The following is a 21,564-nucleotide window of genomic DNA, read 5'->3' as shown; positions in this document are numbered from 1 at the left end:
TCGATGGCTGACGAAACGAACGGCACCCCCGAAGAAGAGCCGATCGAACCTCGCGGTGCTGGTGACGAATCCCCTGCGGCCACTCCCTCCGAAGACGGCGGCACCGCCGACGTCGACGGAGCGGAGGAGCTCGTCGAGGCCGAAGGCCCCGATGTCGAGTTGAGCCCAGAAGACGAGGCCATCCTCGACCAGGCCTCCGTCGACCTCGTCGCCGACATGCGCCAGGACATGCTCCGGGCGCAGGCCGAGCTGGTCAACTTCCGCAAGCGTGTCGAACGCGACCGGGAGGCCAACCGCGAGGTCGTCGTGGCCGAGGTGATCCGCGCGATCCTGCCGGCCCTCGACGACCTGAGTCGCGCCGAGCAGCACGGCGACCTCCAGGAGGGGCCGATGGTCGTCATCGCGCAGAAGCTCCGCAGCGGTTTCGACCGCTTCGGGCTGACGCAGATCGGGGCCAAGGGCGACGTGTTCGACCCGAAGTTCCACGAGGCGATCGTGCAGCTGCCTTCGCCCGACGTCACCGTCAACACGGTGGCCGACGTGATCGAGCCCGGCTACGTCCTCGGCGAGCGGGTTCTCCGCGCGGCCAAGGTCGCGGTCTCGGTCCCGGCCTAGAAACACCAGCGTCATCGGCGGCGGGCTCCTTCCGGGGCCCGCCGCCCCTTACTTACTAAGCTTCAGAAACACAAGGAATGAGGCGCCACTTGGCAAGCCAGGACTGGTTCGACAAGGACTTCTACGCCGTCCTCGGCGTCTCGAAAGACGTCACGCCGGCCGAGCTCAAGAAGGTCTATCGCAAGCTCGCGCGTAAGTACCACCCCGATTCCAACCCCGGCGATGCCGCGGCCGAGTCGAAGTTCAAAGAGATCAGCGAGGCCAACTCGGTGCTCTCCGACCCGGAGCAGCGCAAAGAGTACGACCAGATCCGCGCCATGGGCAACGGTGCCCGGTTCACGGCGGGTGCCGGCGGTCAGGGCGGCGGGGGCGGCTTCGAAGACGTCTTCGGCGGCATGTTCGGGCAGCAGCCCGGTGGTCGCCGCAGCGGCGGGTTCTCGTCGGGCGGCGGCTTCGAAGACATCTTCAGCGGCATGTTCGGTGGCGGCGGCTTCGGCCAGACCTCCGGCGGCTTCCGTGGCAACGGCGGCCCGACGAAGGGGCGCGACATCATCGCCTCGACCACGCTCGACTTCCACACGGCGATCGTCGGCGACACGATCACGCTCACCCAGTCGCAGGGCAAACCCATCAAGGTCAGGATCCCGCAGGGGGTCCACGACGGCCAGAAGATCCGCCTGCGCGGGCGCGGCGAGTCGAGCCTCGACGGTGGCGAGGCCGGCGACATCGTGCTCACGATCGCGGTCCGACCGCACCCCGTCTTCGAGCGCGACGGCCTGAACCTCCGCCTCGACGTGCCGGTGACCTTCACCGAGGCGGCGCTCGGCGCGACCATCGAGGTTCCCACGCTCGGTGGCGACCCCGTGCGACTCCGCGTCGCCCCCGGCACGCCCTCCGGTCGCGTGCTGCGCGTCAAGGGGCGCGGCGTCGAGACGAAGGAGGGCAAGGGCGACCTGCTCGCCACCGTCCAGGTGGCCGTCCCGTCGCACCTCAGCGACAAGGCGAAGGAGGCCGTCGAGGCGCTCGCCGCGGCGCTTCCCGCCGAGAACCCCCGTGCCGATCTCATCGATCGGGCGCGTCGCAACTAGATTCGCATCACGCGCATCGCGTGATCCTGCCGGTTAGGAGGCCGACCATGGACGAGTTCTCACCGATCTTCGCGATCGCGGTCGCCTCCGAGCTGGCCGACATGCACCCCCAGACGCTCCGCCAGTACGACCGCCTCGGGCTCGTCGTGCCGACTCGCACGGCGGGCAAGTCGCGCCGCTACTCGATGCGCGACGTCAACCAGCTCCGCGAGATCGGCCGGCTGTCGGGCGAGGGCGTGAGCCTCGAGGGCATCAAGCGCATCCTCGAGCTCGAGAACCACGTGGCGGCGCTGCAGTCACGCGTCCGCGAGCTCGAGTCGGCGCTCGCCGACGAGCTGCTCAACCGCCCGGGCTCTCGCGTCTTCGCGGCCGGCGCGACCGGCGCCGTCGTCCCGCTGCGGCACGGGACGAGGCCGCGTCGCGAGACCTCGATCGTGCTCTGGAAGCCGTCCCGCTAGCTCCGATGGAGACCGTTCAGATCCCCGACGAGGACGACGTCATCCCGGTCCCGGCTGCGGTGACGGCCATCGCCGCGGGCGACGCGATCCGTCCGGTCTGGCTCAACGAACTGGGCGGGATCACGTTCGAGCTCGGCGAGGGAGACGTCCGGCGGTTCGCCAAGTGGGCGCCTCCCGACGTCGAACTCGACCTCACCGGTGAGGCCGAGCGCCTGCGGTGGGCCGCCGCCTACTCGCCCGTCCCACGCGTCCTGGCCGAGGGCGCCGACGCGGAAGGGCGCTGGCTCGTCACGGCCGGCCTCCCCGGGCGAAGCGCCGTCGCCCGTCGCTGGCGGTCGTCGCCGCGCCTGGCCGTGCAGGCCGCCGGCTCGGGGCTGCGCCGCCTGCACGAGGCTCTGCCGGTCGACGAGTGCCCCTTCGACTGGTCGGTCGCGTCGCGGAAGGCGCGCTCGTCTCGCTGGTCGTCGACCCCCGATCCTGCTCTCGGCCCCGAGCCCCCGATCGACCGCCTGGTGGTCTGCCACGGCGACCCCTGCGTGCCCAACACCCTCCTCCTCGACGACGGCACCTGGTCGGGCCACGTCGACTTCGACGCCCTCGGCGTCGCCGACCGCTGGGCCGACCTCGCCGTCGCCTCGATGAGCCTCGGCTGGAACTACGGCGACGGCTGGGAGGGCGTCTTCTTCGAGGCCTACGGCATCGCCCCCGACCCCGCCCGCATCGCCTTCTACCGTCGTCTCTGGGACGCCACCTGATCGACGCGGCCCGTGCCGCCGCTGCGTCCGGCACGCTCCTGATGTACTGTACATAAATCCCCAGGGTGCTGACCCGTGCCGTCGGGTCGTCCTGACGGCGGGGTCACTGTCCGTCGGCGCCGTACCGCCGAGATCCGCTCCGACCAGGAAGCAGCGATCCCGTGCGCCTCCCCACCAGACCGACATCCCCCTCGAGCGGTCTCTCGCCGAGGCGCGCCGACATCCAGGGCCTTCGAGCCCTGGCCGTGGTCGGCGTGCTCATCGGCCACGTCTTCGGCTGGCCTCGGGGCGGCTTCCTCGGCGTCGACGTGTTCTTCGTCATCTCGGGCTTTCTCATCACGGGACTCCTGCTCCGCGAGTACGAGCGCACGGGCCGCGTCTCCCTCGCCGACTTCTACCGTCGCCGAGTGAAGCGGATCCTTCCCGCGGCAGTCCTGGTCGTGGGGGTCACGCTCGTCGCAGCGCGCTTGGTGTTCAACCCCGCTCGCTTCGCCGACGTGGTCGGGGACGCGCTCTGGTCGGGCGTGTTCGCGTCGAACTGGCACTTCGCCGCGACGGGGACCGACTACTTCACGGCGAACGGCCCCGAGTCTCCGCTCCAGCACTTCTGGTCGCTGTCGGTCGAGGAGCAGTTCTACCTCGCGTGGCCGCTCCTGCTTCTCGTCACGATCGCCGCGATGGGGGCGGGGCGAGAGGCGGCGTCTCGTCGGCTCGTCGTGGCCGTCGTCGGCGTCCTCATCACGGCGTCGTACGTGTGGGCGACGGTTGACACGGCGTCAAATCCCACCGCCAGCTACTTCTCGACGTTCACGCGCGCCTGGGAGCTGGGGGTCGGCGCGCTGCTCGCCGCGTGCGAGCCGCTCTGCCGGCGCCTGCCGCGCGCCGTTCGGCTCGTCGCGGCCTGGGTGGGGCTCGCGGTCGTCGTGTCCTCCTTCGTCGTCGTCGACGAGTCGTCGGGCGTGCCGGCGCCCATGGCGCTCGCTCCCGTGCTCGGTGCAGCGTTGGTGATCGCGGCCGGTTGCGGGAGCACGCGGATCACCCTCCCGCCCCTGACGAACCGGTTCAGCGTCGCGCTGGGGAGCGTGTCGTACTCGCTGTACCTCTGGCACTTCCCGGTCCTGATCCTGCTCGCCGGCGGCACGGTTCGAGCACCCGTTCTCGGAGTCGTCATCGTCGTCGTCTCGGTGCTGCTGGCGGCCGTCACGTACCACCTGGTCGAGAAGCCGGTCATCGCTTCGCCTCTTCTGGCCAAGCAGAGTCAGAAGGACAGGTCGACCGCGTGGCAGACCTGGTGGACCGACTACGGTCGCTCTCTTCGGCGGTGGGGAGTCGGCTCGCTGGTCGGCGTGACGACGGTCGTGACCGCCGCGGCCGTGATCGATTCGCGCGCGCATCCGACGCCCGCGCCCCTGTCCCTCGAGGCCGGGCCGACCCGAGGAACGGGGCCGACCCCGGGAGGTCCGTCGACGACGCCGGAGGGGATGCCCTCTCCGGCGAGATCCGAGCGGCTCTCGCGGCGGCCGCGTGGCCGGCGACGACACCGACGATGGACGACGCGATCGGCTCTCCGCAGGCGACGGCCGCGGTGGGGGCGTGTGCGTCGCCGACGGGCTACTCCGCGGCGTCCTGCACCTTCGGCCGGGGCTCTGCGACGAAGACCGTGGCGCTCGTCGGAGACTCGATGGCCGTCACCTACCTGGAGGCCTTCCGGACGCTCGCCGACAGGCCGGGATCGCCCTGGAGGGTTCAATCGCGCGGCGTCTTCGGCTGCCCGTTCGTCGACATCGACTTCGCCCCGGACGAGTCCGAGCGACGGGCGTGCGCGGCCAACCGCACGGCGACCATCGCCGATCTGACGGCGTCCAAGCCCGACGTCGTCGTGATCGCCAACACGTACCGGCCGGTGACCGCGGTCGGCGAAGCATCGAGCGTCATTTCCGACGCGTGGGCCGAGGGCCTCTCTGCACTCGTCTCGCGCTTCTCGGGATCGGTGGGAGAGGTGATCCTGCTCGCCGCCCCTCCCTCCGGCACCGACGTCACCGAGTGCTACACGCCCCGCAGCACCCCGACATCGTGCGCGTTCCGGCTGCCCGGCTCGTGGACGACGCGACTGGCCGCCGAGCGCTCCGTGGCGCAGAAGCTCGACCTCGCCCTCGTCGACTCGCGCTCGCTCGTCTGCGCCAGCGGAGCCTGTCCGGCGTTCGTCGGCACGACGCCGGTCCGAACGGATCGCAGCCACCTCACGCTCGAGTACGCGCGCAAGATCGCTCCCTCCCTCGGCGAGCTGTTGGCGGCCACCGGCCGGTTCTCGGTCGGTGTCGGGTGATGCGCGCACCTCGTCGTCGACACGGGGCTGCCCTGGGCCTATGGTCGAGCCATGAAGAAGCTGTCAGGGGCTCTCTCTCATCCTCTGGTCGTCGAGGAGCCAACCGTTCTCACCGGCACCGCCCAGCGCGGCGTCGTCGTCTGCGAGGGCGGGTCGCTCGACCTTCGCGGGGTCGTGGCCGACCGCCTCACCATCGAACCCGGCGGGTACGTGCTGCTGAGTGGCACCTGCACGGCCAGAATCTCCGTGCACGAGGGTGGCCTGCTCGAGATCGCCGGCACGCTCGACGGGTCGGTGTCGACGAACGACGGAGAGATCTGGGCCATGGCAGGATCCGTGATCCACGGCAGGGCGCTCAGCTCGGCCGGGTTCTTCGTCCCACCGTCGCCGGAGACGACGGTCGTCACCGAATCGCCGCGCTTCCGCCTCACCGGCACCGGCGAGCTGCTCGACATCGTCACCTGACGCGTGCCCGTAGGGTTGTCGCATGCCTTTCGACTTCGCCGACCTCCGCCGCCGGCCCGATTTCGAGGCTCCGAACCTCGTCGCCGTCGACGCCACCGACCGCCTCCTCCTCGATGAGGCCGCGACGTCGCTCGCGGGTCTGGCGCCCGGCGAGCTCGTCACCGTCGGCGACCACTACGGGGCGCTGACCCTCGGCGCCGCCCACCTGCACGGCCTGACGGGTATCCGAGTCTTCCAAGATCCTCTCGTCGGCGAGCTGGCCCTGGCCGCCAATGCCGCCGAAGCAGGACTGTCCGACGTCTCCAGGTCGCTGCCGCTCTCCCCGGAGCTCTTCGCGGGCGCGCGGGTCGTCCTCCTGCAGCTGCCGAGGTCGCTGGCCGCCCTCGACGAGATCGTCGGGCTGATCGCCACGCACGCGCACCCCGAGGTCGTCGTCTACGCCGGGGGCCGCCTCAAGCACATGACGATCGGCATGAACGACGTGCTGCGGGAGCACTTCTCCGTGGTGTACGCGGGGCTGGCCCGCCAGAAGTCGCGGGTGCTCACGGCGTCCGAGCCGGTCGACCCGCCCGTCGAGTCTCCGTGGCCCCGCACGCAGCGGCACGACGAGCTCGGTGTCGGCCTCGCCGTCGCGGCCTTCGGCGGAACGTTCGCCGGATCGAAGATCGACATCGGCACGCGCGCCCTCCTCGAGGTACTGCCGCAGGCTTCGCCGGCCGCCGAGGTCATCGTCGACCTCGGCTGCGGGTCGGGCGTGCTCGCCGTCAGCGCGGCACTCGCTCGCCCGGCGGCGCGCGTCATCGCGTCCGACCAGTCCGCTTCCGCGGTCGCCTCCACCGCTGCCACGGCCGAGCTGAACGGGGTCGCCGACCGGGTGACCGTGGTTCGCGACGACGCGCTGTCGTCGCAGGCGCCGGGATCCTGCGATCTGGTGCTCTTGAACCCGCCGTTCCACGTCGATGCCGCGGTCGAGCCGGGTGTCGCCCTGAAGTTGTTCGAGGCCGCTTCGCGCGTGCTCCGACCGGGCGGCGAACTCTGGACTGTCTACAACTCGCACCTGAAGCACCGCGACACGCTCGCGGCGGTCGTGGGCGAGACGCGGCAGGTGACGCGCAACCCGAAGTTCACCGTGACCGTGTCGGTCAAGGCGTAGCGCGCTCGATTCAGTCGCGCGGGTCGCGGTCGTGCAGCAGCGCGATGCCCGGCTCGCCGAGTTGCTCGAACAGCCAGGCGGTGTTGCGCTCGCTCGCATCCCCGAGAAGGGCCTCGCGGACCTCTTCTTCTTCGCGCTCGTGGCGCGTTGCGTCGTCTGTGGTCGATTCCGACATGGTCGCCTCCCGATAGCGTTACGTCTTCGTCACGCACGGCCCCTGATCCGAGGTTCCGTTAGTTTTCTCCTGCTTTTCGCAGAGTGCAAGCTTTCCCGTGAATGTTCACGGGGCGTTCTCACAGAGCGAGATTCGTCTCAGCTTGCTGGAGCCGCCGTTGCGAACCGTTGCGAGGGTGAACGCGAGGCCTGCGCCGTCGCTCGACGCCCCCTCCACCGCGCTCACTCGAGCCGCTCTTCGATGCGGAGCGACGCGTCGATGTAGGCGAGGAGCGCGCTGGCGTAGGCGTTCTCGGCGTCCGGTGCCGTGAACAGCTGGATCTCGCCGCCGATGGTGGTGCTGACCTCGTAGTCGCCGGATTCGGTTCGGGTCAGCGCGTGGAACGTCGGGCCGAGCAGGTCGCGCAGTTGGTCTTCGCGGGGGAGCCACAGCGAGTCGTCGGTCGAGACCGAGTCGAGCGCCCACTCGGTGGTGCCGTTGAAGCCGAGCTCGGTTCCGGTCGGGTAGGTGTGCGCCTCGATCGTCATCTCGCTGATCGTGAAGATCTGGGCGTCGCCGTCGTCGTCTTCGAAGGCCGCACTGTCGATGAGGAACCGGTCTCCCGTGGCCGGACGCCACCGGAGTCCTGCGTCGTGGAGGTTTCGGGCGAGAGCGACGTCGATCATCCGACCAGTATCGGCGAGGATTGCTGTGAGCGCTCTCATCGTCGTCGGTTCGCGCAGTATCATCTCGCCCGAGCACGAAGGGCGCCTCGCGTGGAGGCGCCCTTCGGCTGTCGTCTGGCCACCCGTCTGAGGTGGTGAGCGCTACTTCGCGGTGACGGTGTTCTTCTCGCCGCCGACGATCTCGGGCTTCTCGCCGGTGTGCGTGACTTTGTTGCCCGTGCCCTCGAAGACGAGCTTCTTGGTCGGGCCGAGGTCGATCGTGGCGTCGTTCATCAGGACGTAGACGGTGTCGCAACCGCTGGCGAGATCGTTCGACGTGGCGGTGCCCGTGAGGAGGGCCTGGCCGTCGACGCACTTGTTGACGACGGGAGCGGCGGCGTCGGTGGTGGCGCTGCTCGTGGGAGTCGGCTTGGGGGTCTTGTCGGCGGTCGTCGTGGCGGAGCTGGTGCAGCCGGCGAGAGCGGCGATGACGGTCGCGCCGAGGACGGCGGCGAGGAGCGGGGTCTTCTTCATGGGTTGTGTCTTTCCAGGAGTCGTGGTTCTGGCGGGGAAGTGGGTGGGGTGGCGGGGCCCCTCGCGGGGGCCCCGCCGGTGGTGCTTGGTGGTGCTTGGTGGTGCTTGGTGTTACTTGGTGGGGGTGGTGGTGATGGTGAACGTGCCGTCGGCTTGCGCGCCACCGTTCGCGCCCGGGGTGTGCGAGTACCAGAGCGGGTAGGTCTGGTTCGGGTTGAGGCCGCCGGTCGCGCTCCAGGTGCCGTCGGTCTGGACGGTGCCGGATGCGACGACTCGCTCGAATGCGCCGCCGAGGTCGTTGATGATCTCGACCTTGGCGCCGGCTGCGCCGACGCCCTTGAAGGTGACCATGCCGTTCGGGGTGACGACGGTGTCGCCATCCCTCGGGTTGGTGAGGGCGAACGGCTGGATGACGTTCGCGCTGGCCTTCACGGTGATGCTGAACGGAGTCAGCGTCGGCTGGCCGCCGTTGATGCTGTAGCGCGCCTGGAGGTTGTAGCCCTGGTGGCTGAGGAAGCCCTTGCCCGTGGTCCAGGTGCCGTTCTCGCCGACGGTCGCGGCGGCGACGACGCGGGAGGCGCCGCCGTTCACGGTCCAGATCTCGACCTTCGCACCGGTGGTGCCCTCGCCGGAGAACGTGACCTCGTTGTTCGGGGCGATGACGGTGTCGCCGTTCTTCGGCGTGGTCAGGGCGAACGGCTTGCTGACGCCCTGGGTCGCGTTGACGGTGATCGTCAGCGGCAGTTCGCTCTGGCTTCCGCTCGGGAGGGTCGTGACGGCCTTGAGGTTCTGCACGCCGAAGCCGACGCCGCCGGTGACCTTCCAGGTGCCGTTGTCGGCGACCTTGGTCGTGGCGACGACTCGCCCGTTGTACGTGTTGATGATCTCGACAGTCGAGTCGGTGGTGCCCTTGCCGGCGAAGTCGACGAGGTTGGTCGGGGCGACCACGGTCGAGTTGTGGCTGGGGCTGCTCACCTCGAACGGCTGGGTGACACCCTCTGCAGCCTTCACGGTGACGGCGAAGTAGGTGTTCTCGATTCCGTTGCCGGGCAGGGTGACCTTGGCGCGGAGCTTCTGCTCGCCGAAGCCGAGGACGCCGGAGGACTTCCAGGTGCCGTCGGAGCCGACGGTGCTCGAGGCGACGACGCGGCTGTTGTAGGTGTTCATGATCTCGACGGTGGAGCCCGTCGTACCGAGACCGGTGAACTCGACGGAGTTGTCAGGCGAGACGATCGTCGCGCCGTCCTTCGGGGTCGTCAGCTGGAACGGCTGGGTGACGCCGGTCTCGCCCGCGTTCAGGGTGACCTTGGCGGTCGTGGTGTTGTTGCCCTTGGAGACCTGCGTGACGACGAGCTTGTGCTCCTTGTCGTCGAGGGTCACGCCGTTGATCGACCAGTTGCCGTTGGCGATGACGGTGCCGGTGGCGACGACGCCCTGCTTGCCGTCCTCGGTGATCTTGATGGAACCGCCACCCTCGCCCGTGCCGCCGAAGTCGATCGGACCACCAGGGTGGATCAGGTCGTCGATCGGCTTGGTGACGGTGACGGCGGTGCCGTAGTGGAACGGCGCCTGCTTGGTGCCGGCATCGACTCCTTGATGGACTGCGTCACCTGGAACTTGTGCTCGCCGCCGGCGTTCGGGGCTGCGACGGTCGCGCTGTAGCGGCCGGTCGACGCATTGATCGTCGTCGTGGCGACGGGTTTGCCCGACTCGTCCTTGATCGTGACGTCGGCACCGGCCTGGCCGGCGCCGCTGATGGTGACGTTGTCGGCGTTGTTGTTCGTGGCGCTGGCGACGGCCGACAGGTCAGTGACCTTCAGCTCGACCTTGAGATCCAGCTCGGAGTCGGCCTTGGTGCTACCGGGGAGCCAGTTCTCGAGGTGGATCGTGTTGACGCCGAAGTTCAGGTTCTCGAGCTTGGCACTCCATTTGCCGTCGCTGCCGACCGGCGTGTCTCGGTCGTCGCCGATGACCACGGACGAGTTCGGCTTCCCCGTGCCCGAGATCTGAGCCGTTCGGTTGACGACATCGACGCTGTCGACGGAGGCCATCACTCCTGCATTCACGCCGGTGAATTGGGCAGCCGTGCCGCTGGCGCTGATGACCAGGCTCTTCGTTTCGCCGAAGACAGTGGAGGTGACGTACTGCCCGTAAAGTTTCGACACCATGCGCGCCTGCGAGTCGAGTCGGAAGAGACCGCTTTCGTTAGAACACGACGCCCCGCCGGCACCGAGGAGACGGGTCTTGTCGTACATACCGGTGTATGCAGTAAGGCAGACTTCGCTCCCTGAATAATCGTCGATCTTCGCTCGGAAATGGTCACCCTCGGTCACGATTCGGGCGGTCATCGACGCCGCTTCCGCTTCGGCCCGCGTGTTGTACGTGTTCCACCGTGCCGATTCTGAGGTTTTCGTGTAGCCGACGAATTTTGCGGCTGACGGGACAACGAGCTTGAACTTCGTGCCGTTTACAGGAACGGACGCAGGAGACGTTGCGAGAGACGATGATGGTGCGGCAGTGGCCGCAGGACCGAAGCTGAGCCCGGTCACGACGGTGGCGGCGGCCAGAGCCGACGCGCCAGCGCCCTTGAGGATTTTTCGCATGAGTGTGAGGTGCTTTCTTGTACGGAGCGCAGCGTGTGGCTGGGCTAGGTAATGGATACAAAAATATTACACGTTAGACAAGAAATGAGCAACCCTGTCACCCGAGGGTCTGGCATTGACGGGCGCAGACGCGTAAACTTGAGTCTGGTCAACTCAAGTTTCTTCGAGGCACGTAGCACGAAAGGCACCACCGAATGGCGAACATGCAGGGCGCACCGGCTTCCGACGAGAAGCAGAAGAGCGCCCTCGAGCAGTACGGCGTCGACCTCACCGCGATCGCGGCGAGCGGCAAGCTCGATCCCGTGATCGGTCGCGACACCGAGATCCGGCGGGTGAGTCAGGTCCTCACCCGCCGCACGAAGAACAACCCCGTCTTGATCGGTGAGCCCGGCGTCGGCAAGACGGCCGTCGTCGAGGGCTCGCGCAGCGCATCGTGGCCGGCGACGTCGCCGACTCGCTCAAGGGCAAGCGGCTGATCTCGCTCGACATCTCCGCGCTCGTCGCGGGGGCGATGTACCGCGGGCAGTTCGAAGAGCGGCTCAAAGACGTGCTGAAAGAGATCACCGCCTCCGACGGCCAGGTCATCACCTTCATCGACGAGCTCCACACCCTGATGGGCGCGGGCGGTGGCGAAGGCTCCGTCGCGGCAGCCAACATGCTCAAGCCCATGCTGGCGCGCGGCGAGCTGCGACTCATCGGGGCGACCACGCTCGACGAGTACCGCCAGTTCATCGAGAAAGACGCCGCGCTCGAGCGTCGGTTCCAGCAGGTCTACGTGGGCGAGCCGTCCGTCGAAGACACCGTCGCGATCCTGCGCGGTCTCAAAGAGCGGTACGAGGCGCACCACGGCATCACGATCGCCGACTCCGCGCTCGTCGCCGCCGCCAGCCTGAGCAATCGTTACATCTCGGGTCGGCAGCTCCCCGACAAGGCCATCGACCTCGTCGACGAGGCCGGCTCCCGCCTCAAGATGGAGATCGACTCGTCTCCCGTCGAGCTCGACCAGCTCTACCGCGGCCTCGTGCGGCTGCAGGTCGAAGAGCTCGCGCTCCAGAAGGAGAAGGACGACGCCTCCAAGCAGCGCCTCGAAGCGCTCCGCACCGAGATCACGCAGCGCCAGGCCGAATACGACCAGCTCAACGCCCGCTGGCAGGCCGAGAAGGCGGCGCTCCAGGGCGTCGGCGACCTCAAGGGCAAGCTGAACGACGCCCGCATCGACCTCGACCGCGCCATGCGCGAGGGCCGCTACCAAGACGCCTCCAAGATCAACTACGAGACGATCCCCGCGATCGAGAAGTCGCTGGCCGACGCCGAGAACCTCGAGGCCGGCGGCGAGCGGATGGTGAACGACCAGGTCACCGACGCCGACATCGCCGAGGTCGTCGCAGCCTGGACGGGCATCCCCGTCGGGCGCCTGATGGCCGGCGAGACCGAGAAGCTGCTGCACCTCGAGTCGGAGCTGGGGCAGAGAATCATCGGGCAGCGCGACGCGGTCAAGGCCGTGAGCGAAGCCGTGCGGCGCACCCGAGCGGGCATCAGCGATCCTGATCGCCCCACCGGCTCGTTCCTCTTCCTCGGGCCGACCGGCGTCGGCAAGACCGAGCTCGCCAAGGCGCTGGCGTCGTTCCTCTTCGACGACGAGAAGGCGATGATCCGCATCGACATGTCGGAGTACAGCGAGAAGCACACCGTCTCGCGGCTCGTCGGCGCCCCTCCCGGCTACATCGGCTACGAGGCCGGCGGTCAGCTCACCGAGGCCGTGCGCCGTCGCCCCTACAGCGTCGTGCTGATGGACGAGGTGGAGAAGGCGCACCCCGAGGTCTTCGACATCCTGCTGCAGGTGCTCGACGACGGGCGTCTGACCGACGGTCAGGGCCGAACGGTCGACTTCCGCAACACGATCCTGATCCTGACGTCCAACCTCGGCTCGCAGTTCCTCAGCGACCAGTCGCTCACGCAGGCCCAGAAAGAAGAAGCCGTCGACGCCATGGTGCGCCAGGCCTTCAAGCCCGAGTTCATCAACCGGCTCGACGACATCGTGCTCTTCTCGACGCTCTCGCAAGACGACCTCGGCCAGATCGTCTCGCTCTACGTCGATCGTCTCGCTCGGCGGCTGTCCGACCGGCGGCTCGAACTCGCCGTCACGCCCGACGCCCGCGCCTGGCTGGCCGATCGCGGCTACGACCCGGTCTACGGCGCGCGCCCGCTGCGCCGCCTGATGCAGCGCCAGATCGACGACAACCTCGCCCGGGCCCTGCTCGGCGGCGCGATCTCCGACGGAGACACCGTGCTCGTCGACGTCGCCCCCGACGGGCAGTCGCTCGTGGTCTCGCAGTCGGCGCTCGCCGAGCCCGACCCGGCCGACCTCGACGACCTGCCCGCGTAGGCGGCCGGGCGGTCTGCTGTCGGGGCGCCGGCGCCGGCGCCGCCCTGCCCCGCCCTCGTGGGCGGGTTGCGGGAGGCGGGGGCGGGTGGGCGCCGGGGCGCCCGCGCCTGCGGGGGCCCGCCCGCACCGCGCGGAGGCTGCCGGTGGCCCGTCGAGCCGTGTGCTGGCCCGCGTGGGCGGGTTGCGGGAGGCGCGGGCGGGTGGGCGCCGGGGCGCCCGCGCCTGCGGGGGCCCGCCCGCAGTGCACGCGCGCACACGCACGCACGCCGCACGCCGCGCACGCCCCCTCCGCTCAGGCGCGGCCGGTGGCCCGTCGAGCCGTGCGCTGGCCTCGTGTGGGCGGGTTGCGGGCGGCGTGGGCGGCGTGGGCGCCAGGGCGCCCGCGCCTGCGGGGGCCCGCCCGCAGTGCACGCGCGCACACGCACGCGCGCACACGCCGCGCACACGCACGCGTACGCCGCACGCCGCGCACGCCCCCTCCGCTCAGGCGCGGCCGGTGGCCCGTCGAGCCGTGCGCTGGCCCCGCGTGGGCGGGTTGCGGGAGGCGTGGGCGGGTGGGCGTCGACCCGCCCGCACCTGCGAGCGCCCGCCCGCACCGCGCGCGCACGCGCAGCACGCGAGACTAGACCCATGTGGATCAAGATCTGCGGCCTCTCGACGCCGGAAACCCTCGACGCGGCGGTCACGGCAGGGGCCGACGCGACCGGGTTCGTGTTCGCGCCGGGCAGCCCGCGGCTCGTCGACGCGGCGCACGCCCGCGAGTTGGTGGCCCGCGTGCCGGAGGGCGTCGAGACCGTCGGGGTGTTCCGCGACCAGCCGCTCGACGACGTCCTGCGCCTGGCCCGAGCGGCCGGTGTCAGAACGGTGCAACTCCACGGCCACGAAGACCCCGCGTACTTCGAGGCGGTGCGCCGGGCCGGGTTCCCCGTGATTCGCGCGATCTCGGCCGACACCTTCGTCAGGGAATCGCAGGATCACGCCGGCTCCTTCGGCGAGGCGCGCCTGCTTCTCGACGCCCCAGACCCCGGGGCCGGCGCGACGTTTGCCGAGAGCACGTTGGCGGGGTCGCCGCTGCCATTGGGGTGGATCCTTGCGGGCGGGCTCACGCCCGAGAACGTCGTCCGCCTCACGAAGACCCTCGCGCCGTCGGGCGTCGATGTGTCGAGCGGCGTCGAATCGTCTCGCGGGGTGAAGAGCCCCGACGCGATCCGCGCCTTCGTGTCGGCCGCCCGCTCCTAGGGCGTGTCTCTCACTTCGCCGCGGGTCGTGTGTACCCTCGATGGAGCGATCTGCGGCGGCGGATTCCGTGAAGGCCGCGGGCGGCCTCCTGCGTCACCCGCCCTGCAGCTCACGAGACCAGACCACACACGACCTCCGACCACGTGGGAGACACACTCTAGGCGCTGCGGGTCGCCCGCCCGTCGTCGCGTGCCGCCCCGACTCGGCTGCGCCGGAGGCGCGACCCGCGCCGCCAGCAGGCCCCGCCGCTCAGCGGCCGCGGCCGCAGCCGCCGCCGCAGCCGCGCAATCCAAGCCGCAGCTCAGTCGCGCGCGATAACCAGCTCGTCGATCGGGAGGCGCGTGCGGGGGAGCGTCTCGCGCTCGGCCAGCTTCTCGGGCAGCTTGTCGGCGGAGTCGACGACGCCGATCGCGGTGACGGTGACCGGCACGAGGCGCTCCGGCAGGTCGAACGCGGCGCGCAGGCCGTCGACTTCGATGCCGCCCATCTGGTGCGTGTGGAGGCCCTCGGCGTGCGCCTGGACGGAGAGGGCCGACATGGCGGCGCCGAGGTCGTACTCGGCCCAGCGGCGGACGTCGCCCTCCTCGGTCGTGGTCTCGGCGACGGCGACGACGAGCGCCGCGGCGTTGCCGGCCCAGACGGTGTTGAAGCCCATCAGATTGGCGAGGATGGTGGCGAACGTCGGGGTTCCGCGCCGGCCGACGATGAAGCGGCGCGGCTGCAGGTTGGCGGCGGACGGCGCCCAGCGGGCGGCCTCGAGGAGCGCGGTGAGCTGCTCGTCCGAGAGGGTGGCGGTGACGTCGTACGAGCGGGGGCTCCAGCGCTCGTCGAGCAGGTCGACGATCGGCACGGCGGTGTCGGAGGTGCGGGTGGTGTTCTGATCCGTGATGGTCATGGTGTCTCCTATAGACGTGGACAAAGGCGTGGATCTCCGCGTCGCTGGGGAGTCGAGTACCGAAACAGCCTACGCCGCTCGCTCATTCCCGATACGAACGCATACAAAAGGCTCAGCCGAGGAAGGTCGACACGATCGCGTGGTCGAGCATGTCCTGCGTCACCGAGTAGAGCGCGACGATCAGGATCCCCGCCACGATCGGCAACCACAGCGCGTAGATCCGGCGCAGGACGAACAGCGCCGAGAAGACCAGCGAGAACACCGTCAGCACGATCGGCGCGAGGAACGCCAGGATGTTCGCCAGCTGCGTGCCGTCGACGAGGCGCGCGTCGGTGTGGGCCCGGTCGACGGCCGAGCGGACGTAGATGACGGCGATGACGAGCAGGATCACGGAGAACAGGATCGTCACGACGAGGTCGCCCGTGCGCGGGTGATGCCGCCCCGGGTACCGGCCCACCGGCTTGGCCGTCGAGAAGACATCGGCCGGCAGCGGGCCCCGCGGGGCCTGCGGCGTCGGGATCGGTGCCTGGTCGGGCGCGCCGCTCACGCGGCGGCCTCGAGTTCGCGGCGCACCGAGGCCACGAGCGCGTCGACGTGCTCCGGCTGCGTGTCGAACGAGCACATCAGGCGTACCTCGCCGGTGTCGCGGTTCCAGTCGTAGAAGCGGTGCTGGGCCCGGACCGCCTCGATGAGGTGCCGGGGCAGGATCGCGAACACCGCGTTGGCCTGGACCTCTTGCGTCACCGTCACCCCGGGCAGCTCCGACAGGGCACCGGCGAGGCGCGTCGCCATCGCGTTCGCGTGCGTCGCCGAGCGCAGCCAGAGGTCGCCCTCGAGCAGCGGGATGAACTGCGCCGAGATGAAGCGCATCTTCGACGCGAGCTGGGCGTCCATCTTGCGGATGTAGGTGACGCCGGGCAGTTCGTCCTCGGTGAGGACGACGATCGACTCGCCGAGAAGGAGCCCGTTCTTCGTTCCGCCGAACGAGACGACGTCGACGCCGGCGTCGCGGGTGAGCTCGCGGAGGAGGCTCCCGTGGTCGCCGCGGCGTTCGCGATCCTGGCCCCGTCGAGGTGGACCTTCATGCCGAGGGAGTGTGCGTGCTGCGTGATGGCGCGGATCTCCTGCGTCGAGTAGGCGGTGCCCAACTCGGTCGTCTGCGTGATCGAGACGGCGAGCGGCTGGGGACGCTGCTGGTCGCCCCAGCCGTAGGCCTGGCGGTCGATGAGCTCGGGCGTGAGCTTTCCGTCGGGCGTCGGGACGCTGAGCAGCTTCAGCCCGCCGAGGCGCTCGGGCGCACCGCCCTCGTCGGTGTAGATGTGGGCCGTCGCGGCACAGATGACGGCGCCCCAGCGCGGCACGAGCGCCTGGAGCGAGCCGACGTTCGAGCCGGTTCCGGTCAGAACCGGGTGGACCGTCGATCCTTCGCCGAAGTGCTGGACGACCAGCTCCTGGAACCTGGCCGTGTAGGGGTCTGCCCCGTACGAGCCGACGTGCCCGAGGTTCGCCTCGGCGATGGCCTGCATCACCTCGGGGTGGACGCCCGAGTAGTTGTCGGAGGCGAAAGAGTGGAGGGAGGGGTCGTGAAGTGTCGTCACGCCTCAATTCTCGCTCATGCCGGCGAGGCGGGCGTCCCGGCGCGAGCTCGACCGGTCAGAGGGAGTGCGCCGTCAGCCACCCGGTCAGCACGCGCACGAACTCCTCCGGACGCTCGACGCTCGGCAGGTGCGCCGAGTCGGGGAACCGGGCGCCGTCCGAGTCGGGAACCGTCGACAGCAGGTACTCGGTGGCCGCCAGTTCGCTCGACAGGTCGTGCTCGCCGACCGCGAAGAGCGCCGGCACCTCGATGTCGACGGTGCGGTAGTAGGCGGGCGACTCGAGCGGAACGGGGGTCGCCGCGTCGTCGATGTGGCGCACGTTCGCGGCGTTGAGCTCGTAGGCGAGAGACAGGAACGCAGGATCGAGCTCGATCACGTCGCGCGTCGGGCCCGCCGCCCAGAGCTCGGTCTCGAGCCGATTGAGCTTCTCGTGCTCGCCCGCGGCCAGCAGGGCGTCGAGCTCGTCGAAGAGGTCGTTCTCCCGCTCGGTCAGCTCGACCTCCGGGAAGCCGCTGGGGTTCGAGCCGATCGTGACCAGCCCCGCGACCCGCTCGGGGTGCTCGACGGTCGCGTCGATCGCGATCCTGCCGCCTCTCGACGCCCCGATCAGGGTCGCGCGCTCCACGCCGGCCTGGTCCATCACGGCGAGCAGGTCGTCGACCTCGGAGAAGTGGACGTCGCCGGTCTCGGTGCGGCCGAAGCCGCGGGTGTCGTAGCGCAGGATCCGGTGGTCGGTGGCGAGCTCGGGAACGATGCGATCCCACATGCGGAGGTTCGCGACCCCCGCGTGGATCAGCACGATCGCCGGGTGCGCGGGGTCGCCGTCGACCTCGTAGTAGAAGGAGCCGCCGTTGTAGTCCGTCTCAGCCATGGTCCGAGGCTAGGGCATGTCTCCTGATTCACCGAGACCCACCAGACTGGGGGCATGGGTGGAGTTCTGATCGGGTTCGGCATCATCGGCGTCGTGATCCTGATCGGGTACGTCGTCGGCCGGATCGACCTGCTCGGCCCGCACGGACACCGCGTTCTCAGCCAGCTGGTGTTCTTCGTCCTGACGCCGTGCCTGCTCTTCGTGAACATCTCGAAGGCCGACGTGCACGTGCTGTTCTCGCCGATCCTGGTGGTGTCGACGATCGCCGCCCTGAGTGCCGCGCTGGTCTCGGTGATCGTGCTCCGCTTCGTCCTCGGCCGCTCGGTCGCCGAGACGACCATGGGGACGATGGCCGGCGCGTACGTCAACGCCAACAACATCGGACTGCCGGTCGCCGTCTACGTGCTCGGGAGCGCGACCTATGTCGCTCCCGTGCTGCTGTTCCAGCTGCTGATCCTGACCCCGGTCGTGCTGACGATCATGGACATCTCGACGAATCGGGGCTCCGGGGCGTCGCTCGGGCGCACGATCTCGCGGCCGTTCACGAACCCGCTGCTCATCGCGTCGCTGCTCGGCGTGCTGTGCTCGGTGTTCGGCGTGCGAATCCCCACCGACGTGCTCGAGCCGTTCTCGCTCATCGGAGCCGCAGCGGTGCCCGTCGTGTTGATCTCGTTCGGGATGTCGCTGCACGGGCAGAAGCCGCTGCAGGCGGGGACGGCACGCGCCGACGTGCTCCTGGAGAGCTCGCTCAAGATCGTGCTGATGCCGGTCGTGGCCTGGCTGTTCGGGGCGTTCGTCTTCGGGTTCTCGCACGAGGAGCTCTTCGTGACGGTGGTGCTCGCCGGGCTGCCGTCTGCGCAGAACGCGTTCAACTACGCCCAGCGATACCAGGTCGGGGTGGCAGTCGCCCGCGACACCGTGCTGCTCACGACGATCGCCGCGGTGCCGGCGCTGGTGCTGGTGGCGGCGCTGTTGAAGTAGGGGTGCGGGTGCGGGTGCGGGTGCGTGCTGCGCGGATGCGCGGGCGTGCGCTGCCTTGCGCTGCGCGGGTGCGTGCGCTGCGCGTGCGCGGGCGCGTGCCCTGCCCGGGTGCGTGCGCCGCGCGGGTGCGTGCGCCGCGCGGGGGCCGACCTGACGGCGATCGGACGACCTGACGCGCCGCGGCGGCGTCAGGTCGTCCGGTCGGAGTCGGTTCACCGGGAGCGCGGGCCTCAGTCGACGCTGAGCACCGAGCGGTCGTGGAGGGGCTGGAGGGGCCGAGCGTTGTCGTCGTGCGCGCTGCGGAGGCCGGCGAGCTGGTCGGCGCTGAGCTCGACGGCCGTCTCGAGCACTCGCCACTGCACGCCCTCGGTGCACGGCGGCGTCGTGAGGCTGCCCTCGTACGAGTAGTGGTCGAGCGACTTCGGCAGGAGCGCGGCGAGGTCGATCGTGCCGTCGTCGGAGTCGTTCTCGCCGTCACCGTCGTGCTCGTGCTCGAACCCGTGGCCGTCGGGGTCGTGATCGTCGGGCTCGACGTCGTCGTCGCCGTCGTGGTCGGTGTCGGTCTCGGCGTGGATCGCTGCTTCGACGAACGGTGCCCACGCAGCGGACCGGGCGCCCTCGTGCGCGAGCACACCGACGACGAGAAGGTCGTCGTCGGCGTTCGCGTGGACGAAGTGGAACTCGGCGTCGGCCTTCTTGCCGTCGACCTCGTGCTCGGACGGGGCGTGGAAGTGCACCTGGACGAGCTCGAAGCGCTCGCCGGCGGAGGTGACCGTCGCGTCACCGGTGGGGGCGACCTGCACGGTGTGACCGTTGTTGTCGGCCTCGAATGCGACTTTGCCCGGGTAGTGGACGTCGAGATCCTGCGCGCTCTTCGTGGTCGTGCCCGCGAGCCGGATCGGCGACTGCTCGGTGCCCGCGGAGCAGGCCTTCCACTCGGGGCTGAGGTCGCCCCAGTGGGAGGGGCCGTCGGCTCCGGAGTAGGTGAAGTGCGGCTCGGAGGCGCTCGGCGTCGTCGTGGAGCCGGCGTCGTCGCGGTCGGAGGTCGAGCAGCCGGCGAGAGTGCCGACGAGAAGGAGCGGAAGGACGGTCAGGGGAGGAGGCGTGCTTTTGGCATGCCCCAAGAGTATTTCACATGTCTGAACGTGAAATGTTAAGAACTCGCTAGAAGATCATGGGCCGATCGTCGTCGTCGCCCGGGTCGACATCGAGGTCGACGACGACCGGCACGTGGTCGCTCGGGGCATCGCCCTTGCGCTCGTTGCGGTCGATCCTGGCGCTCGTGACGAGACCCGCGAACGCTTCGCTGCCCAGGATGAAGTCGATGCGCATGCCCTCGTTGCGGGGAAAGCGGAGCTGCTTGTAGTCCCAGTAGGTGTAGCCCTCGGGAAGCCGCGGTCGCACGACGTCGGTCAGCAGGCCGGGCTCCTGGAAGGCGGCGAACGCGGCGCGCTCGGGCGGGCTGGTGTGGGTGTGCCCTTCGAAGACGGCAGGATCCCACACGTCGGTGTCGAGAGGAGCCACGTTCCAGTCACCCATCAGCGCCAGCGGCTGCTTCGGGTCTGCCTTCAGCCACGCGGCCGTCTCGGCCTGCAGCTTCTCCAGCCAGTCGAGCTTGTACGTGTAGTGCGGGTCGTCGAGTTCGCGCCCGTTCGGAACGTAGAGGCTCCAGAGCCGCACCCCGTCGACCGTGACGCCGATGGCCCTGGCCTCTTTCGGGGCATCCTGCGCTTCGACGCCTTTGGCGAAGCCGGGCTGGCTCGGGAACGTGATCTCGACGTCCTCCATCGGGAGCCGGCTGGCGAAGGCGACGCCGTTCCACTGGCTCAGGCCGTGGAGCTCGATCTCGTACCCCGCGTCGTGGAACAGGTCGTACGGGAACTGCTCGGGCTTGCACTTGATCTCTTGCATGCCGAGGACGTCGACGTCTTCGCGGACCAGCCAGTCGACGACTCGCCCTGCCCGGGCTCGGATGGAGTTGACGTTCCAGGTGGCGACACGCATGCCTCAACGGTAGCGGTTTGGTGCCGTGGTGGGCTGGTGCGAGTGGGCTGGTGCGAGTGGGCGGGTGCGAGTGGGCGGGCTGGTGCGGCAGTGGGCGGGTGCGCGCGCACCCGCCCAAGCGCGCTCAGACCCGCCGACGTCGTGCCGCGGCCGGGCAGAGGCCTGCGCGGGTGGCCGATCTGGGTGGTACGGGTAGCATGTCGGCGTGACCGACGCACGCCAGCAGCTCATCGACTACATCAGCGAGCTCGCCGTTTTCCACGGCGACTTCACCCTGACCAGCGGCAAGAAGGCGACGTACTACGTAGACCTCCGCAAGGTCAGCCTCGACCACCGGGTCGCGCCGCTGATCGGGCAGGTGATGGTCGACCTCATCGACGACGTGCCCGACGTGTTCGCCGTCGGAGGCCTCACGATGGGCGCCGACCCCATCGCGACGTCGATCCTGCACCAGGGTGCTGCTCTCGGAAGATCGATCGACGCGTTCGTCGTCCGCAAGGAGCCCAAAGACCACGGCCGCGGCCGCCAGGTCGAGGGCCCCGAACTCGAGGGCAAGCGCGTGATCGTGGTCGAGGACACCTCCACGACCGGCGGATCGCCCCTCAAAGCCATCGAGGCGCTGAAGAAGGTCGGGGCCGAGGTCGTCGGCGTCGCCGTCGTCGTCGATCGCTCGACGGGCGCTCGCGAGGTCATCGAGGCGGCCGGCTACCCCTACTTCGCGGCGATCAGCCTGGAAGACCTCGGGCTGGAACCGTGAGCGACGAGCGTCGTCCC

At 69.7% G+C, this 21,564-nt stretch carries 20 protein-coding genes and 3 pseudogenes; 12 read left to right on the top strand and 11 right to left on the bottom strand.

From position 1 onward, the window contains the following. Positions 1 to 3: 3 nt before the first annotated feature. From QUE79_RS02210 to QUE79_RS02175, 8 genes and pseudogenes are all read left to right on the top strand, one after another. On the top strand, positions 4 to 615 hold the full coding sequence (locus tag QUE79_RS02210; RefSeq protein ID WP_286345229.1) for a nucleotide exchange factor GrpE: 612 nt from the start codon (positions 4 to 6) through the stop codon (positions 613 to 615). Between the two features lie 89 nt (positions 616 to 704). Beyond that, positions 705 to 1,703, top strand: coding sequence for a DnaJ C-terminal domain-containing protein (locus tag QUE79_RS02205; RefSeq protein WP_286345228.1), 999 nt, complete (start codon positions 705 to 707; stop codon positions 1,701 to 1,703). A gap of 47 nt (positions 1,704 to 1,750) precedes the next feature. Further along, on the top strand, positions 1,751 to 2,161 hold the full coding sequence (locus QUE79_RS02200; RefSeq protein ID WP_286345227.1) for a heat shock protein transcriptional repressor HspR: 411 nt from the start codon (positions 1,751 to 1,753) through the stop codon (positions 2,159 to 2,161). Between the two features lie 5 nt (positions 2,162 to 2,166). Then, on the top strand, positions 2,167 to 2,916 hold the full coding sequence (locus QUE79_RS02195; protein ID WP_286345226.1) for an aminoglycoside 3'-phosphotransferase: 750 nt from the start codon (positions 2,167 to 2,169) through the stop codon (positions 2,914 to 2,916). A gap of 161 nt (positions 2,917 to 3,077) precedes the next feature. After that, positions 3,078 to 4,109, top strand: a pseudogene (locus QUE79_RS02190) (acyltransferase family protein); the annotation flags it as partial. Between the two features lie 353 nt (positions 4,110 to 4,462). Continuing rightward, positions 4,463 to 5,242, top strand: coding sequence for an SGNH hydrolase domain-containing protein (locus QUE79_RS02185; RefSeq protein ID WP_286345225.1), 780 nt, complete (start codon positions 4,463 to 4,465; stop codon positions 5,240 to 5,242). Positions 5,243 to 5,293: 51 nt separating this feature from the next. After that, positions 5,294 to 5,707 carry a hypothetical protein gene (locus QUE79_RS02180; protein WP_286345224.1) on the top strand — a complete coding sequence of 138 codons (414 nt, stop codon included), beginning with the start codon at positions 5,294 to 5,296 and terminating at the stop codon, positions 5,705 to 5,707. 22 nt (positions 5,708 to 5,729) lie between these two features. Beyond that, a complete protein-coding gene (locus QUE79_RS02175) occupies positions 5,730 to 6,860 on the top strand; it encodes a class I SAM-dependent methyltransferase (protein ID WP_286345223.1) in 1,131 nt (376 codons plus the stop codon). A 10-nt stretch (positions 6,861 to 6,870) separates the two neighbouring features. On the opposite strand, the gene QUE79_RS02170 is transcribed toward QUE79_RS02175, so the two are convergent. From QUE79_RS02170 to QUE79_RS02150, 5 genes are all read right to left on the bottom strand, one after another. Further along, positions 6,871 to 7,035 carry a hypothetical protein gene (locus QUE79_RS02170; RefSeq protein ID WP_286345222.1) on the bottom strand — a complete coding sequence of 55 codons (165 nt, stop codon included), beginning with the start codon at positions 7,033 to 7,035 and terminating at the stop codon, positions 6,871 to 6,873. A 221-nt stretch (positions 7,036 to 7,256) separates the two neighbouring features. Then, positions 7,257 to 7,700, bottom strand: a complete 444-nt coding sequence (locus QUE79_RS02165) for a pilus assembly protein CpaE (RefSeq protein ID WP_286345221.1) — start codon at positions 7,698 to 7,700, stop codon at positions 7,257 to 7,259. A gap of 141 nt (positions 7,701 to 7,841) precedes the next feature. After that, the gene (locus QUE79_RS02160; RefSeq protein ID WP_286345220.1) at positions 7,842 to 8,213 is read right to left on the bottom strand and encodes a hypothetical protein; all 372 of its coding nucleotides are present in this window, start codon (positions 8,211 to 8,213) and stop codon (positions 7,842 to 7,844) included. 111 nt (positions 8,214 to 8,324) lie between these two features. Continuing rightward, the gene (locus tag QUE79_RS02155; protein WP_286345219.1) at positions 8,325 to 9,593 is read right to left on the bottom strand and encodes a hypothetical protein; all 1,269 of its coding nucleotides are present in this window, start codon (positions 9,591 to 9,593) and stop codon (positions 8,325 to 8,327) included. Between the two features lie 134 nt (positions 9,594 to 9,727). Then, positions 9,728 to 10,816, bottom strand: a complete 1,089-nt coding sequence (locus QUE79_RS02150; RefSeq protein ID WP_286345218.1) for an Ig-like domain-containing protein — start codon at positions 10,814 to 10,816, stop codon at positions 9,728 to 9,730. A 194-nt stretch (positions 10,817 to 11,010) separates the two neighbouring features. On the opposite strand from QUE79_RS02150, the pseudogene QUE79_RS02145 reads away from it, so the two are divergent. Both QUE79_RS02145 and QUE79_RS02140 read left to right on the top strand, forming a co-directional pair. Further along, a pseudogene (locus tag QUE79_RS02145) lies at positions 11,011 to 13,202 on the top strand (ATP-dependent Clp protease ATP-binding subunit). Between the two features lie 630 nt (positions 13,203 to 13,832). Then, complete coding sequence (locus QUE79_RS02140; protein ID WP_286345217.1) at positions 13,833 to 14,441, top strand: phosphoribosylanthranilate isomerase; 609 nt, start codon at positions 13,833 to 13,835, stop codon at positions 14,439 to 14,441. A gap of 301 nt (positions 14,442 to 14,742) precedes the next feature. Here the strand turns inward: QUE79_RS02140 and QUE79_RS02135 are convergent, their stop codons facing one another. The 4 genes and pseudogenes from QUE79_RS02135 to QUE79_RS02120 form a co-directional block, all read right to left on the bottom strand. Continuing rightward, positions 14,743 to 15,336 (bottom strand): nitroreductase family protein, encoded by a 594-nt coding sequence (locus QUE79_RS02135; protein WP_286345216.1) that lies wholly within the window; start codon positions 15,334 to 15,336, stop codon positions 14,743 to 14,745. A 112-nt stretch (positions 15,337 to 15,448) separates the two neighbouring features. Beyond that, a complete protein-coding gene (locus tag QUE79_RS02130) occupies positions 15,449 to 15,883 on the bottom strand; it encodes a hypothetical protein (protein ID WP_286345215.1) in 435 nt (144 codons plus the stop codon). Then, positions 15,880 to 16,934: pseudogene (locus QUE79_RS02125) on the bottom strand (threonine aldolase family protein). The gene QUE79_RS02130 and the pseudogene QUE79_RS02125 overlap by 4 nt, the downstream one beginning before the upstream one ends. Positions 16,935 to 16,989: 55 nt before the next feature. After that, a complete protein-coding gene (locus QUE79_RS02120; protein WP_286345214.1) occupies positions 16,990 to 17,805 on the bottom strand; it encodes an alpha/beta fold hydrolase in 816 nt (271 codons plus the stop codon). 54 nt (positions 17,806 to 17,859) lie between these two features. Between QUE79_RS02120 and QUE79_RS02115 the strand changes: the two genes are divergently transcribed. Next, complete coding sequence (locus QUE79_RS02115; RefSeq protein WP_286345213.1) at positions 17,860 to 18,786, top strand: AEC family transporter; 927 nt, start codon at positions 17,860 to 17,862, stop codon at positions 18,784 to 18,786. A 230-nt stretch (positions 18,787 to 19,016) separates the two neighbouring features. On the opposite strand, the gene QUE79_RS02110 is transcribed toward QUE79_RS02115, so the two are convergent. Further along, on the bottom strand, positions 19,017 to 19,910 hold the full coding sequence (locus QUE79_RS02110) for a carbonic anhydrase (RefSeq protein ID WP_286345212.1): 894 nt from the start codon (positions 19,908 to 19,910) through the stop codon (positions 19,017 to 19,019). Positions 19,911 to 19,950: 40 nt separating this feature from the next. Then, on the bottom strand, positions 19,951 to 20,790 hold the full coding sequence (locus QUE79_RS02105) for an exodeoxyribonuclease III (protein WP_286345211.1): 840 nt from the start codon (positions 20,788 to 20,790) through the stop codon (positions 19,951 to 19,953). Between the two features lie 205 nt (positions 20,791 to 20,995). Here QUE79_RS02105 and pyrE point away from each other — a divergent pair, with 205 nt between their 5' ends. Beyond that, positions 20,996 to 21,547: an orotate phosphoribosyltransferase gene (gene pyrE, locus QUE79_RS02100; protein WP_286345210.1), complete on the top strand. Its 552-nt coding sequence runs from the start codon at positions 20,996 to 20,998 to the stop codon at positions 21,545 to 21,547. The last annotated feature ends 17 nt before the right edge of the window (positions 21,548 to 21,564 follow it).

Origin of the sequence: Frondihabitans sucicola (assembly GCF_030296615.1) — a bacterium.
Taxonomy (GTDB): domain Bacteria; phylum Actinomycetota; class Actinomycetes; order Actinomycetales; family Microbacteriaceae; genus Frondihabitans; species Frondihabitans sucicola.
This window is presented reverse-complemented; position numbering and strand designations above follow the sequence as displayed.

What these genes read in the sequence shown, in the direction of transcription:
- QUE79_RS02160 (WP_286345220.1), bottom strand. Translation starts at nt 8,213, where the DNA reads ATGAAGAAGACCCCGCTCCTCGCCGCCGTCCTCGGCGCGACCGTCATC.
- QUE79_RS02185 (WP_286345225.1), top strand. Translation starts at nt 4,463, where the DNA reads ATGGACGACGCGATCGGCTCTCCGCAGGCGACGGCCGCGGTGGGGGCG.
- QUE79_RS02105 (WP_286345211.1), bottom strand. Translation starts at nt 20,790, where the DNA reads ATGCGTGTCGCCACCTGGAACGTCAACTCCATCCGAGCCCGGGCAGGG.
- QUE79_RS02210 (WP_286345229.1), top strand. Translation starts at nt 4, where the DNA reads ATGGCTGACGAAACGAACGGCACCCCCGAAGAAGAGCCGATCGAACCT.
- QUE79_RS02195 (WP_286345226.1), top strand. Translation starts at nt 2,167, where the DNA reads ATGGAGACCGTTCAGATCCCCGACGAGGACGACGTCATCCCGGTCCCG.
- QUE79_RS02135 (WP_286345216.1), bottom strand. Translation starts at nt 15,336, where the DNA reads ATGACCATCACGGATCAGAACACCACCCGCACCTCCGACACCGCCGTG.
- QUE79_RS02180 (WP_286345224.1), top strand. Translation starts at nt 5,294, where the DNA reads ATGAAGAAGCTGTCAGGGGCTCTCTCTCATCCTCTGGTCGTCGAGGAG.
- QUE79_RS02175 (WP_286345223.1), top strand. Translation starts at nt 5,730, where the DNA reads ATGCCTTTCGACTTCGCCGACCTCCGCCGCCGGCCCGATTTCGAGGCT.
- QUE79_RS02150 (WP_286345218.1), bottom strand. Translation starts at nt 10,816, where the DNA reads ATGCGAAAAATCCTCAAGGGCGCTGGCGCGTCGGCTCTGGCCGCCGCC.
- QUE79_RS02115 (WP_286345213.1), top strand. Translation starts at nt 17,860, where the DNA reads ATGGGTGGAGTTCTGATCGGGTTCGGCATCATCGGCGTCGTGATCCTG.
- QUE79_RS02200 (WP_286345227.1), top strand. Translation starts at nt 1,751, where the DNA reads ATGGACGAGTTCTCACCGATCTTCGCGATCGCGGTCGCCTCCGAGCTG.
- QUE79_RS02140 (WP_286345217.1), top strand. Translation starts at nt 13,833, where the DNA reads ATGTGGATCAAGATCTGCGGCCTCTCGACGCCGGAAACCCTCGACGCG.
- QUE79_RS02120 (WP_286345214.1), bottom strand. Translation starts at nt 17,805, where the DNA reads ATGGCTGAGACGGACTACAACGGCGGCTCCTTCTACTACGAGGTCGAC.
- QUE79_RS02170 (WP_286345222.1), bottom strand. Translation starts at nt 7,035, where the DNA reads ATGTCGGAATCGACCACAGACGACGCAACGCGCCACGAGCGCGAAGAA.
- QUE79_RS02165 (WP_286345221.1), bottom strand. Translation starts at nt 7,700, where the DNA reads ATGATCGACGTCGCTCTCGCCCGAAACCTCCACGACGCAGGACTCCGG.